The sequence below is a fragment of the Chryseobacterium sp. CS3K3.1 genome (assembly GCF_059515165.1).
This window is the reverse complement of the sequence record NZ_JCAKRV010000006.1, coordinates 156,018-174,430: the sequence shown is the minus strand read 5'-3', so window position 1 is coordinate 174,430 and position 18,413 is coordinate 156,018. Positions and strand designations below refer to the sequence as shown.

Here is an 18,413-nt window from a genome sequence, read left to right as displayed (position 1 = left end):
TGCTGAAGTGCCAAAAATTAACTTGAAATGAAGATATAGAGGAGTGATTGATTTATAGTTTTACTTTTTTATTGATGATTTTTCCATTAGAAAGAGTGATCTGCACCAGATATATTCCCGGTTCCAGGTTTCCGGACTCAAACACCGGTTTATTAACTTCCTGCTGGACTATGAGAGAGCCAGATATACTGTAGATGCTGATGTTCTTAATATCATTCCCGGATTTAGCCACAATCTGTTGTCTCAGGGTATAAATATCAGTACTGCTTTCGGGTGATAATATGCCGCCAGCCGATTTACTGAACTGAAGGTTATAGTATGGAGTAACAACTTCAAACGTATAGTTTTTGTTTTCAAGATTCTGAATATTGATTCCTCCGGCCTCCCGATATTGTTTTGAGGAAATACTTCTGATCAGGGTTTTATTTTCATCAAAAATATTCACAGCAGTAAGTTCATCCTGATCTACTTTTAATTGCAGGACCGATGGAGTCACAGATTGTATAATTTCATTTTCGGTAACTTCCTTAGGCGTGTTTTTGATGTATGGAATGATTTTATTTTCATTGTTTTCCGATACTTTCAATAAATAAACACCGTCTTTTAAGGTTGACAAATTTTGGTTACCGGCCGTTCTGCTCTGGGCTTTTTCTTTATTGAAATCTGTAATTTCAACCAGCTGCATACTGCCTAGGTCCGGTTTTATCTGTGAAGACAGAAGGGAAGGTTTTTCAGAAGTTTTCTCCGATTGCTTACCGAAAATTGAACCTGCAATCGCCCATTCATTAAAAAGGCCGCCGCTTCTCAGGGTATTGAATTTCGCATTGGAAGCTAAAGTGAAGGGCAGAATTCCACCCACATGGCCCAATGGTCCCCAGTAAAAAGAATCCAGCTTATATTTATTAAGATCCCACCATGGATAATAGCCACGCTGAACATCAATGGTTTTTGAAGTATTTTCAGGCGGGATAGCTAAATCTATAGTAGAATGTCCCAATGTCATTGGAGTTTTATTGTACCAGTCATACACATCCTTAGGTTTCATGCATAGCCTTAGCTTGTTATTGGGATTATTGGTAACATCATTGACGAAACTGGTGGTAAAGAGCTTTCTCCATATAACAGGCCCCCACAAAAGTCCGCCGTTATCCTGAACGACATGATAGTTGTATTTGTCCAGATATTCTGCAGAAATAACTTCTGAAATGTCATTACTATAGGTTTTATATCCCGTATTGTTGCAGGTATGAAGGACATTGGCCAGGAATGAGGTGAAAGGGTAGATATCTTTTTCAAGGACTCCTTTATTTAAAGTTACTCCAGAAAAATCATAAGGGCCGTCGCCCATGTAAGCATATTTGAATTTGATATTACCGGGATTTGATATGCTTAACCTTTTTAAGGTAGACATAGCAGCATGAGCGCCCTGAGAATATCCGGCTAAGAAATATTCATCATAACGCTTGATGTTCAGTTGTGCCAGTACTTTATTGGCAGCGGTGATAAAATCTATGGTTGCTCCGGCTTCTGTGGCATAATCTACATATGGGTGAGTTCCGTCCCCGGTTCCCATCCCTACATAATCAGGGGCCATCAGAATATACCCGTTGAGTACATACGATAGTTCAACAACAAACCCAGCGGTTAAAGCTCCTTTGAAATTAGACGGAACATTATGCCTGCTGTCTGTAGTTCCATGGTCAGATACCACTGTTGAGAGTTTAAAAGGTACATTAGGATACATGAGTAATCCGGTAGCTTTTACAAGAACGTTGTTCTCATTTTTGGTGTAATAGGTGATTTTGTAACCTTTCAGCCCGATATTGAAACTGTTCAGGTAGTTGGCAAACTCAGGAGCATTCTGATCACCAAGATTATTGGCTATAAAATTGATGACTCCCTGTGGTGTTAAATCCAGTTTCTGTTCGGCACTTACAACATCACCCGCCTGCTGGGCAAAGTAAAATGGAGCTGTAAGACTTAGTAAAAAAGTTGTGATTTTTTTCATATTGTTTGTTTTTGTGTGGTATTAAAGTAATAAATTTAATAAAACAACAAAAACTTTGTAAGATCAATAATTATTCATTGAATATAAAATCCCTGCAAAGTGAGTAAACAAAAGAGTCTGACCATTGGCCAGACTCTTTATTATTTATATTGGTATATTTTTTTAGAAAGCGTTGATTCCTGTAATATCCAATCCGGTGATCAGTAAATGCACATCATGGGTTCCTTCATAAGTAATTACAGATTCCAGGTTTGCGGCATGTCTCATCATCGGGAATTCACCCATGATTCCCATACCTCCAAGGATTTGTCTTGATTCTCTTGCAATGTCAATCGCCATTTTCACGTTATTACGTTTAGCCATTGAAATCTGGGCTGGAGTTGCCTTATGGTCGTTTTTAAGGTTTCCTAGCTGAAGACACAGTAACTGAGCTTTTGTAATCTCTGTTAAGAATTCAGCTAATTTCTTCTGCTGAAGCTGGTAAGAACCGATTGGTTTTCCAAACTGTTTTCTTTCTTTGGAATACTGAACGGCAGTACAGTAACAGTCAATGGCAGCACCTATTACTCCCCAGGAAATTCCATATCTTGCAGAATTCAGACAAGATAAAGGTCCTTTCAGTCCTGTTACTCCAGGAAGAAGGTTTTCTTTCGGAACTTTCACGTTGTTAAATACCAGTTCTCCGGTTTTGGAAGCTCTCAAGCTCCATTTATTATGAGTTTCAGGAGTGGTAAAACCTTCCATTCCTCTTTCAACGATCAATCCCTGTACTTTGCCTTCCTCATTTTTTGCCCATACTACAGCGATGTCGCATAAAGGAGAGTTGGTGATCCACATTTTTGCTCCATTTAAAAGATAATGATCTCCCATATCTTTAAAATAAGTTTCCATAGAACCAGGATCAGAACCGTGGTTAGGCTCAGTCAATCCAAAAGATCCGATCATTTCTCCTGCAGCAAGTTTTGGAAGATATTTCTTTTTCTGTTCCTCAGAACCGAATTCGTTAATAGGGAACATCACCAATGAACTTTGTACCGAAGCAGCAGAACGTACTGCAGAATCTCCTCTTTCCAGCTCCTGCATAATCAGACCATAAGAAATCTGATCTAATCCTGAACCGCCATACTCAACCGGGATATAAGGTCCCAATGCTCCGATTTTCCCCAATTCTCTCATAAGATTAGGAAGATCTGTATGATTTTGAGCGGCCTGATCTATCTGCGGCATGACAAAACTTTCAACCCAGTCTCTCACAGATTGGCGGATTAGTTTATGTTCTTCAGTAAGTAAAGCATCAATTCCATAATAATCAGGGATGCTTGTAAGAGGATAATATGACATGATTTTTTGATTTGGTTAAAAGTAACATTTTTCGTGATGTTCTGAAAATTTTTTTAAAAACTTGTTTTACTATTGATTTTCAGAGGGCTACTGCTACTTTGTTGATGATTTGAGTTAAATTTATATTTTTATGACTCCTCATCATTAGAGATGGGATACTGATTGGTAGAATTATGAACTTCAGTTTTAAATTTATACAGATATGGAGCTTTATTGGCCGAACCGTCATACAGTTTTTCCATTCTGTCCAGAATATTTAAACTTAAAATTTTTCGCTGAAAATTATTTCTTCTGAATTTTTGTCCTAAAATAGTTTCATACAGAGCCTGAAGATCTTTCATGGTAAATTTTTCAGGAAGCAGGTTACTTGCCGCAACCTCTGTATTGATATTCATTCTCAGGTATTCAAGACCTGTCTCTATAATTCTGTCGTGGTCGAATGCCATTTTAGGCAGGTTGTTGACTTCAAACCATTCACAGCTTTCATTGAAAGCATCAGGGAAAGTATCAGCCAGAGAAAAATCAATGAGGCTGCAGTAACCTACTGTAACAAAACGCTGGAATATCCAGTGATCTTCAGGAACGGTTATTCCTTTATTTTTAAGAAGGATCTGATGTACATTATTCTCTGTACGGTCTATTCTTCCAAAGGTGTGAAACTGTTTCAAAAATAATCCTTTAAGATGGGTTCTTTCAAACAAAACCCTTTCAGCAGCTTCTCTCAGGTCCTCATCATTGAAAACAAAACCACCCGGAAGTGACCATAGATCCAGATCGTGATATTTTAAAAGCAAAACTTTCAGAATATTATTATGAAAGCCGAATATGGTGCAGTCAACGGAAATATGCGCTACGAAATCTTTCGTGTCAATGAGTTCCTGTAGCGTTTCTTTACTTTTTGTGTCTTTAATTTTCATGGCAGTAAAAATAAAACTATTTTCTATTTGTGACAGTAAAATATATAAAACTAATCACAAAAAGCAGAATTACAGAAGATAAGATGTATAATGGATAATAATTCAACAGCTGTTTTTCAAACAAAACGGCCATAATGATAGAGCTTACAGAGCTGCCCAGAGAAGAAAAAATAACAATAAGCGAGGTGAAAAGATTAATCTTGTCTTTATCCACCTGTGCAATCATTCTTGAGTTGATTACAGGGTAGAGGGGCGAAAGAAACAAACCAATAACCGGAAATAAAAAAAGTAAATAGCCGGAATCCTCAGAATCAAAATACTGTATCCCCAGTATAATGATCAGTAAGGTGATTATAAGAGCCATACATGTTATATAATATCTGGGCAGTGAAAACTTTTTGATGATATTGGCAGTAACCGTTCGTCCGGCATAAGAAAATACGGATAGAAAAGAAGTGGCCTGAAGCGCAAAAAAAGAATTGACCTTCAAATGGTTTTTGTAAAAAGAAGGAAGCCATGAATTGAATCCCTGCTCTACAAAGACGATAAAAAAGATCACTCCTAAAAATAGAGCTACTGCAGGTGTGGTAAACCCGGAAAGTTCTGAGAGAATGCTTTTGTTTTCCATAGGCCTGGAATCTGCTACTTCTATCTTTGACAGCAGAAAAATGGTAAATGCTGATAATAAAGCAATCATCAGGAAACCAAACTTCCAGAATTCGGAGTACTGGCTGGAAATTATCCATCCAAAACCGGTATTAACCACGAAAATTCCGATCATAAAAGAGGCTTCTACGTTATTCATGGTCTTTGCCAGGGATTTTTCATCCGAAATATTATTCCTGATAATTCCAAAAACACAGATTTTACCAATAGCGAAACAGGCTCCTATAATTGCAAACCACAGTTTATAAAACCAGAAAACCTTTACAAAGGGAAGAAGACAGGAACAGACTCCTACAATAGTCAGGGCCAGAATCAATGCTTTCTTTGGACCGGTTTTGTTGATAAAGCTCACTGCAAAAAGAGAGATAAATGCAATGGGCAGATCTTTAAAAGATTCTAAAAGCCCCAGTTCTCCGTAGGTAATTTTTTCTTCAGACAGCTGCAGAATCACCAACCCCATACAGTTTAAAACCATTGAAAAAATGAGAAAGGTAAGTTTTAGCGGAAGAGAAATTTTGGAAGGCTTGGTGGTCATTTTGGGAGATGAATTTATTAATTTTTTATGATATTTTATGAAATATTGATGCGAAGATAGGGCTTCTAACCCTGAAAAATAAAAGAAAAATTAAAATTTTTATGAATAGAATGTTAATTAATTGAAAAAAAATATATTTTTATTGTCTCAATTTGAGAATTAAACAATAACTGTATATGAATGTAAGAATATCAAGAAGCGTAGGAGTGGTTGCCGTCCTCTATTTTACGGCCAACTTCAGTGCCCAGACCACCAAGTCGAAGGACACAATTGCGAAAGAAAACAAAATAGACGAAGTGGTAGTCATCGGTTACGGTACACAGAAAAAGAGTAATGTAACGGGAGCTATTGCGAGTATTAAAGCCAGCGACATTGAAAACATACCGGCAGGTAAGCCTGAACAGGTATTGCAGGGTAGAGCTGCAGGGGTTTCTGTTGTTACGAATTCGGGACAGCCTGGTGCTGCTGCTACTGTACGTGTAAGAGGGATTACCAGTTTTGGAGCGGGAAGCAACAGCCCATTGTGGGTAGTAGATGGTATTGTGGTAGACAATATCGGATGGCTTAACCAATCGGATATAGAAAGTGTAGAAGTGCTAAAGGACGGAGCATCATCTGCAATCTACGGGGTCTCTGCTGCAAAAGGGGTAATACTGGTAACAACCAAAAAAGGGAAAAAAGGAAAACTGACTTTGTCTTATAATGGTTTTTACGGTTTTTCAAATGCCTCAAAAAAGCTGGATCTTCTGGATGCTACACAATATGCTAAAATTATCAATGAAGGTTTCGTTAATGACGGACAAGCACCAAGGTTTGCCAATCCTGAATCATTTGGGAAAGGTACCAACTGGCAGGATGCTATTTTCGGAACAGGTGAAAAATCATCTCACGAAGTAAGCATTACCGGAGGGAATGAAAAATCCACCTACTATACCTCTTTCGGATATTTTGATCAGACAGGTATCGTAATGAGTGATATTTCTTATTACAAAAGAATCAATGCAAGATTCAATTCAACCCATAAAGTGACAGATTATCTGACCATTGGACAAACCTTTGCGTACACACACGTGAAGTCTCAGGGGGTAAGTGCAAACGAAGAATTCGGAGGACCTTTGGCTTCAGCCGTTAACCTGGATCCTACGACTCCGGTTGTGGTGACAGATTGGTCAATGGTTGACCCAAGCGGTTATACAAATCCTTATATCATCCGTGATTCTGAAGGGAGGCCATACGGAATTTCCAGATATGTAAATCAGGAAATGACCAATCCACAGGCTTTCCGTCATATACAACAAGGAAATTATAGCTGGTCTGATGATTTTGTAGGAAATGTTTTTGCTGAACTTAAGTTTCTTGATCATTTTACATTTAAATCCAGTCTGAATGGTAAGAAATCTTATTGGGGAAGCCGTTCTTTTACCCCGAAATATTATTTAAGTCCAAACTATAACAATACCAGCTTCAACAGTCTGAATAAGGTGGACGAAAATAAATTCGAATGGAGTATGGAAAATACTTTGACCTATCAGAATAAGTTCGGAGATCATAATATCAATATTATGATTGGGCAGGGAGTTTATCGATACAACATTGCAGGCGGGGCTAGTCTGACATACAGTAATCTGCCTATCGATAACTGGCAGGATGCTTCATTCAACTTTAATATTCCGCAGGATAATATTACCGCAACAGGATGGGATGGAATTCAAACCCGTAAAGCATCTTATTTTGGTAGAATTATTTATGATTATGCAGACAAATATTTATTTACAGGAACAATTCGTAGAGATGGATCTTCAAAGTTTGCTACCAATCAGCATTGGGGAACTTTTCCATCAATGTCATTAGGGTGGAATGTTCATAAAGAAAACTTCTGGCCTGAAAATAAAGTCATCAATAACTTAAAACTGAGAGGTGGTTATGGAGTTTTAGGAAATGATGAGATGGATAATTTCAGATTTGCAAGTTTCATGGTTTCAGGGAGTAACTATACCAATTCTGGAAATAATATCATCATTGGCTATGCACCAAGTACACTGGAAAATCCAAATCTGAAATGGGAACAGACCAGCCAGCTGAATATTGCTGCTGATTTGAAACTATTCAACAATTTTACCCTTACGGCAGATTGGTACAAAAAGAAAACAACCGATATTCTCAGACAAATCAATATTCCTGGCTATGTCGGAGTTCCGAATTTACCCTGGTCAAACGTAGGGGATATGCAAAATAGCGGTCTGGAACTTGAATTGGGATATAAGAAGAACTGGGAAGATTTTGGAATTTCAGTTAATGGTAACTTCGCTACGATAAAGAATGAAGTTCTGAGATTGGAAGATGACATCAAATACTTCAATCTAGCTTCTTTCCAAACGATGGGAGCGGTATCCAGAGTAGCAGTAGGACAGCCATATGGATCGTTCTACGGACAAACATATAGTGGTGTTTTCCAGAATCAGGCACAAATTGATAATTATGTAAATGCGAATGGAGTAAAATTATTGCCTGATGCGAAACCTGGAGACTTTATCTGGCAGGATAACAACGGAGATGGTAAAATTGATGATGAAGATAAAGTGAACCTGGGGAGCTCTATTCCGAAATATACTTTCGGACTTACTGTAAATCTTAATTATAAGAATTTTGATTTAATGATGTTCGCACAAGGACAGGCTGGTAACAAGATTTTCCAGGGTCTGAGAAGATTGGATATGCTTGATGCCAACTATCAGACAAGAATCTTAGATAGATGGACAGGTGAGGGATCTACCAATGATAACCCAAGAGTTACGCGTAATGACCCGAACCACAACTATTCATGGATGTCCAATTATTATCTTCAGAAAGGAGATTATGTACGCTTGAAAATTGTTCAGTTAGGATATACCATTCCTCAGGATGTTACCCAACGTTTTGGAATGAGCAAAGTAAGGCTGTATATCACAGGAGAAAACCTGCTTACCTTCACAAAATATACCGGATATGATCCGGAAATTGCAGGAAGAAATAATTCTGAACAAGATATTATTGGAGTAGACAGAGCTTACTATCCACAGGCAAGAACATTCCTGATAGGTGCTAATATTCAATTTTAATGACTAACAAAATGAAAAACAAGAATTTTATATATAAAGGACTTGCTGTAGCGTTTCTTGCAGGTCTGGGTTTTACCAATGTCGCGTGTAGCGATTCTTATCTTGATGACGTACAGAATTCAGGATCTTTTAATACTGATTTGTATTTCCAGAATGAACAGCAGTCTTTCAGTGCACTGGTTTCAGTTTATGATGTTTTAAGAAAGTATTCAGGAGGGTTTGAAAATACTGTAACATTCTTTAATGCAGGATCTGATGATTTCTATTCCGGAGGAGGAAACTCTAATGACGGTGCGGGTATCCAGGGGCTAAACAATTATATGATTAACCCAAACACGATGCCTGCCAGTTACTGGAGAGATTACTATCAGGGAATAGCACGTGCTAATCTTTTAATAGAAAGAGTTCCCGGGGCTAATATGAGTGATGATCTTAAGAAAAGATATATCGCAGAGGCAAAAGTTCTTCGTTCATTATATTATTTTGAGCTATTAAGAATGTTCGGAAATATTCCTTTGATTCTGAAATCCGTAAAATTTGATGATGATTATTGGAATATTCCGCAAGCTGATCCTAGTGATGTTTATACTCAGATAGAAAATGATATCAATGCTGCTATTCCGGATCTGATGATGGTGTCAAGTGGAAATGATAGAGGAAGAATCACACAGGGAACTGCAAGAGCTATTTTAGGTAAAATTTATCTTTATGATAAAAAAATGCCTCAGGCAGCAGCACAGTTTGCCGAGGTAAATGGTACTCCGGGAGGAACCAGCCAATACGGATATAAGCTTGTTGCCAATTATGCAGACTTATTTAAAGTAGGTCCTGAATTATCGGATCCTTATAAGTTTTCTACTGAATCTATCCTTGAAGTAATGCATACCAATAAAGGAAACTCCGACTGGGGCTTCTGGGGGCAGGGCAAAGATGAAGGAAACTCTATTAATGTAATGGTAGGGCCTCGTTCTTATTCCCTAAAAAACATCCCGAATAATGATGCTCCGGATATCTATTCCGGCTGGGCATTTAACACTGTAACAGAAAACTTTGTTACTTTCATGCAGGGAGACCCAAGGCTGGATGTAACCGTTTTCAATGCAAAAAAGCTGGTAACAGATGGTAAAATCACCTACAGCCCTGCTTTTGCTGATACAGGATATTTTTTAAATAAATACTTACCTACAAATGCTTTAAAAAGTTCACTTCCAGGTCCGGCAGAACTGAATTTCCGTCAGAATTATATCGCAATAAGATTAGCAGATACTTATCTGATGGAAGCAGAAGCTTTAGGTGGAGCAGGAGCAAGAGCCCAGGCATTATTAGATGCAGTAAGAGCAAGAGTCGGTTTAGCATCGGTTCCGGTTTCTTTACAGGCTATTAAAGATGAAAGAAGAAGAGAGCTTGCAGGCGAAGGGCACAGATGGTTTGACCTTGTAAGATGGGGAGATGCTCCTTCTAAGCTTGCCTTCAAAGGGTTCAAAGCTAATAAAAATGAAATTCTGCCAATTCCGTTTAATGAGTTGCCGAATACAGTTTTAAAACAAAATCCTGGTTACTAAAATATGAAGTTTCACAACTTATATAGTTTCTTTAGAGGTGCCGCACTACTTAGTGGTGTGGCCCTTTTTTCTTTCTCATGTACCTCAGTGGCTTCCAATAAAGGAAATGAAGTGCAGTACTGGCTTACCAAAGGGGATGAAAGTGTAAAATTACAACAGCAGACTTCCGTTAAATTTGCAAATACTACCAACAGCTTTCAGAATATTGAAATTGATGACACTCAAAAGTTTCAATATATTGATGGCTTTGGCTATACATTAACAGGAGGAAGTGTTGAGGTAATCAACCGGTTGTCGCCTTCCAAAAGAAAAGCACTGCTTAACGAACTTTTTGGAAATGATAAAAATTCAATATCCATCAGCTATTTAAGACTGAGTATTGGCGCTTCCGATCTTGATGGAGAAGTATTCTCCTACGATGATCTTCCTGAAGGACAGAGCGATCCTTCGCTTTCAAAATTCAGTCTGGCAAAAGACAAAGCTTTGATTGGGATGTTGAAGGAAATTTTAGCAATTAATCCTTCCATTAAAATCATTGCTGCCCCGTGGTCTCCTCCGGTTTGGATGAAGGATAATGGAAAGTCAAAAGGAGGAAGTTTAAAACCTGAATTCTATGGAACGTATGCTCAATATTTTGTAAAATACATCCAGGGAATGAAAAAAGAAGGGATCACCATTGATGCTGTAACTCCTCAGAATGAACCTTTACATCCGGGAAATAATCCAAGTTTGTATATGCCGTCTGAACAGCAGGGAGATTTTATTAAGAACCATCTGGGACCTGTTTTTAAAACAAATGGAATTAAAACTAAAATTGTTGTTTACGACCACAACTGCAACAAACCGGAATATGCTATTGATATTTTAAAAGATTCTGAAGCTGGCAAATATATAGACGGATCTGCTTTTCACCTTTACGAAGGCGATATTTCTGCATTAAGTACGGTACATAATGCTTTTCCGGATAAGAATTTATACTTTACTGAACAATGGACAGGTTCAAAAGGCACTTTTACCGAAGACCTGAACTGGCATACGAAAAATGTAATCATAGGCTCTATGAGAAACTGGAGCAAAATAGCTCTGGAATGGAATCTTGCCAACGATCCAAAATTTGCCCCTCATACAGATGGCGGATGTACGGAGTGTAAAGGAGCCATAACGGTTTCTGACAGTGAGAATTTCACCAGAAATGTTTCTTACTATATCATTGCACACGCTTCAAAATTTATTCCTGCAGGATCCCAGCGTATCGCTTCCACTCAGACGGATAAGCTTTCAACGGCTGCCTTTAAGACTCAATTTGGGAAAATAGTTTTAATTGTGCAGAACGATAATCAGGCAGATGAGAATTTTAATATTAAATTTGCCGGGAAAACCGCTGCTGTAACAATTTCGGGACATTCTACAGCAACCTATATTTTTTAATTTGATACTATGAAAAGAGTTTATTTCTTACTGGCATTTTCTGCATTGGGATTGAATGCTTACGGACAGAAGACCATTGATCAGAAAGTAGCAGAGCTGCTGTCTAAAATGACCCTGGAAGAAAAGGTAGGGCAGATGGTGCAATATAGTGGTTTTGAATATGCTACAGGACCCCAGCAATCCAATTCCGCAGCTGTTTTGGAAGAAATCAGGAAGGGTAAAGTAGGTTCTATGCTGAATGTTGCAGGATCAGAGGAAACCAGAGCTTTTCAGAAACTGGCGATGCAGTCAAGGCTGAAAATTCCTTTACTGTTCGGGCAGGACGTTATCCATGGTTATCGTACCACATTCCCTGTCAATCTCGGACAGGCGGCAAGTTGGGATCTGGCCATGATTGAAAAGTCTGAAAGAATTGCTGCTACAGAAGCTGCCGCTTACGGTATTCACTGGACGTTTGCTCCGATGGTGGATATTGCCAGAGATCCGAGATGGGGAAGAGTAATGGAAGGCTCAGGAGAAGATACTTACCTTGGAACAAAAATAGGACTGGCAAGGATTAAAGGATTTCAGGGTAGAGGTCTGGGAAGTCTTGATGCAGTGATGGCCTGTGCCAAACATTTCGCGGCATATGGAGCTGCTGTAGGCGGAAGAGATTACAATTCTGTAGATATGAGTCTCAGACAATTGAATGAAACTTATCTTCCTCCTTTCAAAGCCGCTGCGGAGGCAGGAGTAGCCACTTTTATGAACTCCTTCAATGATATTAACGGAATTCCCGCAACGGCCAACCAATATATACAGAGAAACCTCTTAAAAGGAAAATGGAATTATAAAGGTTTTGTGGTGTCAGACTGGGGAAGCATCGGGGAAATGGTTCCTCACGGTTATGCCAAAGATGGAGCTGAAGCTGCTGAAAGAGCAATACAAGGGGGAAGTGATATGGATATGGAAAGCCGTGTGTATATGGCAGAGCTTCCAAAACTGGTGAAAGAAGGAAAAGTAGATGCAAAACTGGTAGATGATGCAGCGGGTAGAATTTTAACCAAGAAATTCGAAATGGGACTTTTCGATGATCCTTACAGATTCAGCAATGAAAAAAGACAAAAAGAACAGACCGATAATCAGGAAAACAGAAAATTCGGAAGAGAATTCGGATCTAAAAGTATTGTTCTTCTTAAAAACCAGGGAAATATTCTTCCGCTTTCGAAAAGTGTAAAAACAGTTGCGCTGATTGGCCCTTTCGGGAAAGAAACGGTAGCGAATCACGGTTTCTGGTCTGTTGCTTTCAAAGATGATAATCAAAGAATCGTTTCTCAATTTGACGGAATTAAAAACCAGCTGGATAAAAACGCTACTTTATTATATGCAAAAGGCTGCAATGTGGATGATCAGGATAAAAGCCAGTTTGCCGAAGCGGTAGAAACGGCGAAAAAAGCAGATGTTGTCATCATGACGCTGGGAGAAGGCCACGCGATGAGTGGAGAAGCAAAAAGCAGAAGTACTATTGGTTTTACAGGTGTTCAGGAAGACTTATTGAAAGAAATTGCCAAAACAGGTAAGCCAATCATCCTGATGATCAACGCCGGAAGACCTCTGATTTTCAACTGGGCATCAGACAATATTCCTGCCATTATGTATACATGGTGGCTGGGAACAGAAGCAGGAAACTCTATTGCAGATGTTTTGTTCGGGACAGTGAATCCCGGTGGAAAGCTTCCAATGACTTTCCCAAGAACAGAAGGGCAGATTCCTGTGTACTATAATCATTACAATACAGGAAGACCGGCAAAAAATAATACAGACAGAAACTATGTTTCCGCGTATATAGATCTTGATAATGATCCCAAATACCCATTTGGATATGGTTTAAGCTATACGGATTTCAAATATTCTGATATGGTTTTAAATTCCACAAACCTTACAGGAAATCAGACCTTGAATATCAGCGTTACGGTTTCCAACACAGGAAAATATGACGGAGAAGAAGTGATACAGCTGTATATCAGGGATCTTTTCGGGAAAGTAGTCCGACCGATAAAAGAATTGAAAGGTTTCCAGAAAGTATTCATCAAAAAAGGAGAAACCAAAAAGATCGATTTTAAACTGACTCCCGAAGATCTGAAATTCTTTGATGATAACTTGAATTTTGACTGGGAAGGCGGGGAATTTGATATTATGGTCGGGACGGATTCTCAACATGTTCAGACCAAAAGAATCACCTGGACAAAATAAATTGAATTCAATTCAATAGGAGTGGGTTATAATCCTGAGCATGGACGAAGGAAGCCCACTTATGAAAATATAAAAAGAACGGCTTTAGCCAAAACTTAATACACATGAAAATCAAATTCAGAAATACAATAAGTATCTGTGTAATAGGAATATTCTTTCTTTCTGCTTTCAACTGTGCTTCAAACAAGCCAGATTCCCGCAGAACACTGATCTGGAATGATGAATTTAATGGCAAAGGACTTCCGGATTCATTAAAATGGAATTATGATATCGGAGGAAGTGGTTTTGGAAATGAAGAAGCTCAGTTTTATACCAAAAACAGGCTTGAGAACGCCAGAATGGAAAAGGGAAATCTGATCATTGAAGCCAGAAAAGAAAATTGGGAAAATAATAAATACACTTCTGCTAGGCTTTTAACCAAAGGAAAATTCGCCTTTCAGTATGGAACAGTAGAAGTAAGAGCAAAGCTTCCCAAAGGACGTGGAACATGGCCTGCCATCTGGATGATGAGTGAAAATATGAAGAAATGGCCGGATGACGGTGAACTGGATATTATGGAACATGTAGGATACAATCAGGGATTTATACATGCTTCTGTTCACACCAAAAAATACAACCATATCCAGGGAACACAGAAAACAGATACCTTGTTTGTAAAAGATGCCAGCGAAAAATTCCATGTCTATAAGGCAGACTGGACTCCCGAAAAGATTGATGTGTATGTAGATGATAAGAAATTTTTTACGTATGTAAACAAAGAGAAAAACGATGAAGCATGGCCTTTTGACAGACCTTACTTTATCATTTTAAATCTTGCTGTAGGAGGATTTTGGGGTGGAAAAGAAGGCATTGATGATGCGGTATTTCCACAGAAGTATTATATAGACTACGTAAGAGTCTATCAAAATAAATAATGAAAATGAGGACCAGAAGGGTCCGGAAACAGAAAAAATCATGAGAAAATTAATTGTAAGTTGTTTTGTAGTAGGCGTTGTCATCAATGTCAATGCTCAGAATTACTGGAAGAAGAATGCAGGAAAAACAGCTAAAGTAATCCTTACCAACTCGAAAGTGAATGAGAAGATGGCGGATAAAGGAACCGTTACATTTGAACAGTTCGGACAGCCTAAAGAAACTGAGGCGTGTATTTTTGTGGCTCCCAACTTTAAATATCAGAAACTGATAGGAATTGGAGGTGCTATTACAGACGCCTCAGCAGAGACTTTTTATAAAATGCCAAAGAATAAGCAGAAAGAAATTCTGGATGCTTATTTCGGAAAAAATGGATTGGGATACACTGTCGTTCGTACCAACATGAATTCCTGTGATTTCTCCAGCGATTCGTATACCTATGTGGAGGATAATGATACTTCTCTGAAGACGTTTAACATTGCTCATGATGAGAAGTATAAAATCCCGATGATTAAAGAAGCTCAGAAAGCCATTGGTAATAACTTCACATTCTATTTCTCGCCTTGGAGCCCGCCAGCCTGGATGAAATCCAACAAAAGTTTGTACAAAGGAGGAAGATTGGAAAATCAATACTACCAGACATGGGCAGATTATTATATCAAATTCATCAAAGAATACGAAAAGAGAGGAATCAACATCTGGGGGTTAACCGTTCAGAATGAGCCAATGGCTACCCAAAGCTGGGAATCATGCATCTATACTGCTGAAGAAGAAGGAGAGTTCCTGAAAAAGAACCTTGGACCAACGCTTTGGAAAAACGGATATAAAGATAAAAAAGTTATGATCTGGGATCACAACAGAGACCTTATCTATCAAAGAGCAACCACTACATTAAGTGATCCTGAAACCTCAAAATATGCCCATGGTATCGGTTATCACTGGTATGAAACGTGGAATAACAAAACTCAGCTTTTTGACAATCTAGCAGAAACACACAGAGCATTTCCTGATAAATTCCTGGCCTTTACCGAAGGATGCAAAGAACAGTTCAATATGGATAAAATATATGATGTAAGCCTCGGAGAACTTTACAGCAAAAATATGCTGAACGATTTCAACAAAGGAAATGCTTTATGGACTGACTGGAATATTCTGCTGGATGAAACCGGAGGTCCCAATCACAAAGGAAATTTCTGCTTTGCTCCAATTATTGCTGATACCAAAACAGGAGAGGTGTTCTATACGTATGAATACTATTATATAGGACATGTTTCAAAATATATCAAACCCAATGCGCAGAGAATCGGAAGTTCTTCCAACAGAGCAGCTCTTACATCTTCTGCTTTTATGAACGAAAACGGACAGCTGGTAACCGTTATCATGAACGATTCAGACAATGATATTGAAACGAATCTATGGATAGAAGGGATGGCTGCCAAACTGAATGCTCCTGCGCACTCTATACAGACCGTAATTTTGTAATATCATATTAATATTATTTTTGACAGAACGGGCGGCCTTTATTAAGGTCGCCCGTTCAGATTATATCATGTTATTACCATCTTATACTATCATTGTACAGAGAATTTTCCTGAAATAGTACCATTTATGCTTTTAGCAGTATAGAAATATACACCGTTTTTTATATTTGAGGTTGAAATTGTGGTTTTTCCACCTTTTACTGTCTGCTGTTTTATTGTTAGCCCATCTGTGTTTACAATTTGTAATTCATAATTTCCATTTTCAGGAAGATTTATGGTAAGATTTTCACCTTGTTTTACAGGGTTGGGATAAACGGTTGAGGTTATTTCCTGTTTCGCAGACATGCTTGACGTTGTAGTTGTTACCTGTTCAAGCACCCACTGATGATTTATTCCTGCCGTACCATTCATATCCTGATCCCAAATATTAATAGTAGTACCTGCTGTTTGGGAATTGGCAGGATTATCCATCGATTTCATATTTGATAAAGCTGTGCCTATAAGTATGGTATTGGGTGTATAGGATTTTAGTACCCATTGCTGATTGTTATTTCCGCTTTTGGAATATTGTATCAATGTAGTTCCGTTAGTAGTATTAGAACCGGGAACATCAATTACCAATCCGGAAGCATGGTTAATAATAATATAGTTATTTCCTGTTTTTTCAAGCTTCCATTGCTGTGCCGGATTAGTACTTAACGGATATTGTACCATCTTAACATTTGATGCAGAACTATAATTTGCCGGGCTTATATAAAGGTTACTTCCTGCATTTTTTATTCTGTAATAGGCATTCGGGTCAATGACCGGAGGGGTTATGATATTAATATTGTTATATCCAAAATTAGAAGTTTGCTTAAAGATATCGTCCAATACTACACTTACATAATATTTTCCGGATTGAGAATTAGCCGGAAGAGGGATATTTACATTTCTGAGATCAGGACGGATACCGGAAACTACTGCAACAGGAGTATAATTATTTCCCCAGCTGGCTTCAGTATACAAAGCAACTTTATAGGAAAGTTGCGGACTTGTTGTTTCTGAATTGGCCCACGTTACATTGACCGAATTAGTGGATGAATTATATGATGGGGTAACGTTAGTAACACTAATAGGAATAGTGGTGGCAGGTTTGGTGCCTTCCTGAGTAATACTGTTAAAAGTTACCGAGCCACCAGCAGGAGCAGGAGTTGTTCCACACGATGTTATTTTAATGGCAGTATTGTTAAATGCTGTTTGTGCTCCCCAAGAGCCGGTTCCTGCTGAAGCCGTATATCTTAATGGTTTTGACCAGCTTCCCTGTGCATTCATACTCCAGAAATTCCTGTAATATCCACAGCGGGAATCTTTATTCAAGTCGGAATTCCAGTTCTCTACGAAACCTCCCAGTTTTGTTCCGGTAAATGAAGCATCATTTTCCGGGGTTATAATAGTCACATAATGTTTCCATTTTCCCACACCATAATCATACATAAAGAACCCTATTCTTGTCTTTCCATCACCGGTAGACCACCTTCTGGCAACTGTTGCGTACCATACTCCCGGTACCCAAGGCATGGGATTATCTGTATGAAGACCTGTTCCTTCTCCTCCGAAACCATCTACCAAAGTATTGGGGGCTGCATATTCCGTTGTACACTGTGGAAGGCTGGAGTCTTGTATGTCCCACATAGAGAAGATGTTATTATACACTTCATTTGGTTTGTATTGAATTCCTCCATATCCTCCTCGCGGACCTAAAGAAAAGTTCAGCGTTGAATAATAGGTGTTGATTTTTTTACAGGTATTGTCTACCATTACTTCCGAGTACCAAAGTTCCCCGGTATTAGCCATATCAAATCCTTCTATATAAGGCCCCCAGCTTGGGCAGGTCTGAGCCTTTATAGGATTAAAAAATGAAATTGCTGCAATAAAGTGTATTGAGGCAAAAAAAATTAAATGTTTCTTCATAAAACTTGTTTTTAGTTAATGATGTTAAATTATTAATTATTTTGTTTTATGATTTATATTATAGAAAATTAATATTTTTTTATGGGAAATTAATATTGCTGTTATTAATTTAAAAAGATATTTTTAAGAAAATAATAATATTTCAATGTCAGGTTTTTAATTTTCTTTTTCTTAAAATAGAGTTGTTGTTGACTTTCTTAACTAAGAATTATTTCACACATCCGATATATATTATAGATGGTATATATTTTAATGATAACAGATATCTTTATTTATTTCG

The 18,413-nt window shown here is 38.1% G+C and carries 11 protein-coding genes; 6 read left to right on the top strand and 5 right to left on the bottom strand.

Features of this window, described 5'->3' with window-relative positions:
* Window positions 1–52: 52 nt before the first annotated feature.
* The 4 genes from AC5YGI_RS08145 to AC5YGI_RS08130 form a co-directional block, all read right to left on the bottom strand.
* Window positions 53–2,008, bottom strand: coding sequence for a T9SS type A sorting domain-containing protein (locus AC5YGI_RS08145; RefSeq protein WP_496167970.1), 1,956 nt, complete (start codon window positions 2,006–2,008; stop codon window positions 53–55).
* 162 nt (window positions 2,009–2,170) lie between these two features.
* A complete protein-coding gene (locus AC5YGI_RS08140; RefSeq protein ID WP_110008646.1) occupies window positions 2,171–3,349 on the bottom strand; it encodes an acyl-CoA dehydrogenase family protein in 1,179 nt (392 codons plus the stop codon).
* A 128-nt stretch (window positions 3,350–3,477) separates the two neighbouring features.
* Window positions 3,478–4,266: an NUDIX hydrolase gene (locus tag AC5YGI_RS08135; RefSeq protein WP_052186977.1), complete on the bottom strand. Its 789-nt coding sequence runs from the start codon at window positions 4,264–4,266 to the stop codon at window positions 3,478–3,480.
* Window positions 4,267–4,282: 16 nt separating this feature from the next.
* Entirely contained in the window at window positions 4,283–5,467 is a 1,185-nt protein-coding gene (locus tag AC5YGI_RS08130; RefSeq protein WP_330746163.1) for an MFS transporter, read from the bottom strand.
* Between the two features lie 176 nt (window positions 5,468–5,643).
* On the opposite strand from AC5YGI_RS08130, the gene AC5YGI_RS08125 reads away from it, so the two are divergent.
* From AC5YGI_RS08125 to AC5YGI_RS08100, 6 genes are all read left to right on the top strand, one after another.
* Window positions 5,644–8,565 (top strand): SusC/RagA family TonB-linked outer membrane protein, encoded by a 2,922-nt coding sequence (locus tag AC5YGI_RS08125; RefSeq protein ID WP_330746164.1) that lies wholly within the window; start codon window positions 5,644–5,646, stop codon window positions 8,563–8,565.
* 11 nt (window positions 8,566–8,576) lie between these two features.
* Window positions 8,577–10,127 carry a RagB/SusD family nutrient uptake outer membrane protein gene (locus tag AC5YGI_RS08120; RefSeq protein ID WP_330746165.1) on the top strand — a complete coding sequence of 517 codons (1,551 nt, stop codon included), beginning with the start codon at window positions 8,577–8,579 and terminating at the stop codon, window positions 10,125–10,127.
* Window positions 10,128–10,130: 3 nt separating this feature from the next.
* Window positions 10,131–11,555: a glycoside hydrolase family 30 protein gene (locus tag AC5YGI_RS08115; RefSeq protein ID WP_496167968.1), complete on the top strand. Its 1,425-nt coding sequence runs from the start codon at window positions 10,131–10,133 to the stop codon at window positions 11,553–11,555.
* Window positions 11,556–11,564: 9 nt separating this feature from the next.
* The gene (gene bglX, locus AC5YGI_RS08110; protein WP_330746167.1) at window positions 11,565–13,787 is read left to right on the top strand and encodes a beta-glucosidase BglX; all 2,223 of its coding nucleotides are present in this window, start codon (window positions 11,565–11,567) and stop codon (window positions 13,785–13,787) included.
* A 104-nt stretch (window positions 13,788–13,891) separates the two neighbouring features.
* The gene (locus tag AC5YGI_RS08105) at window positions 13,892–14,701 is read left to right on the top strand and encodes a glycoside hydrolase family 16 protein (RefSeq protein WP_496167967.1); all 810 of its coding nucleotides are present in this window, start codon (window positions 13,892–13,894) and stop codon (window positions 14,699–14,701) included.
* A gap of 40 nt (window positions 14,702–14,741) precedes the next feature.
* Complete coding sequence (locus AC5YGI_RS08100; protein WP_330746169.1) at window positions 14,742–16,181, top strand: glycoside hydrolase family 30 protein; 1,440 nt, start codon at window positions 14,742–14,744, stop codon at window positions 16,179–16,181.
* An 89-nt stretch (window positions 16,182–16,270) separates the two neighbouring features.
* On the opposite strand, the gene AC5YGI_RS08095 is transcribed toward AC5YGI_RS08100, so the two are convergent.
* Window positions 16,271–18,133: a DUF3472 domain-containing protein gene (locus AC5YGI_RS08095; protein WP_330746170.1), complete on the bottom strand. Its 1,863-nt coding sequence runs from the start codon at window positions 18,131–18,133 to the stop codon at window positions 16,271–16,273.
* Between the last annotated feature and the right edge of the window lie 280 nt (window positions 18,134–18,413).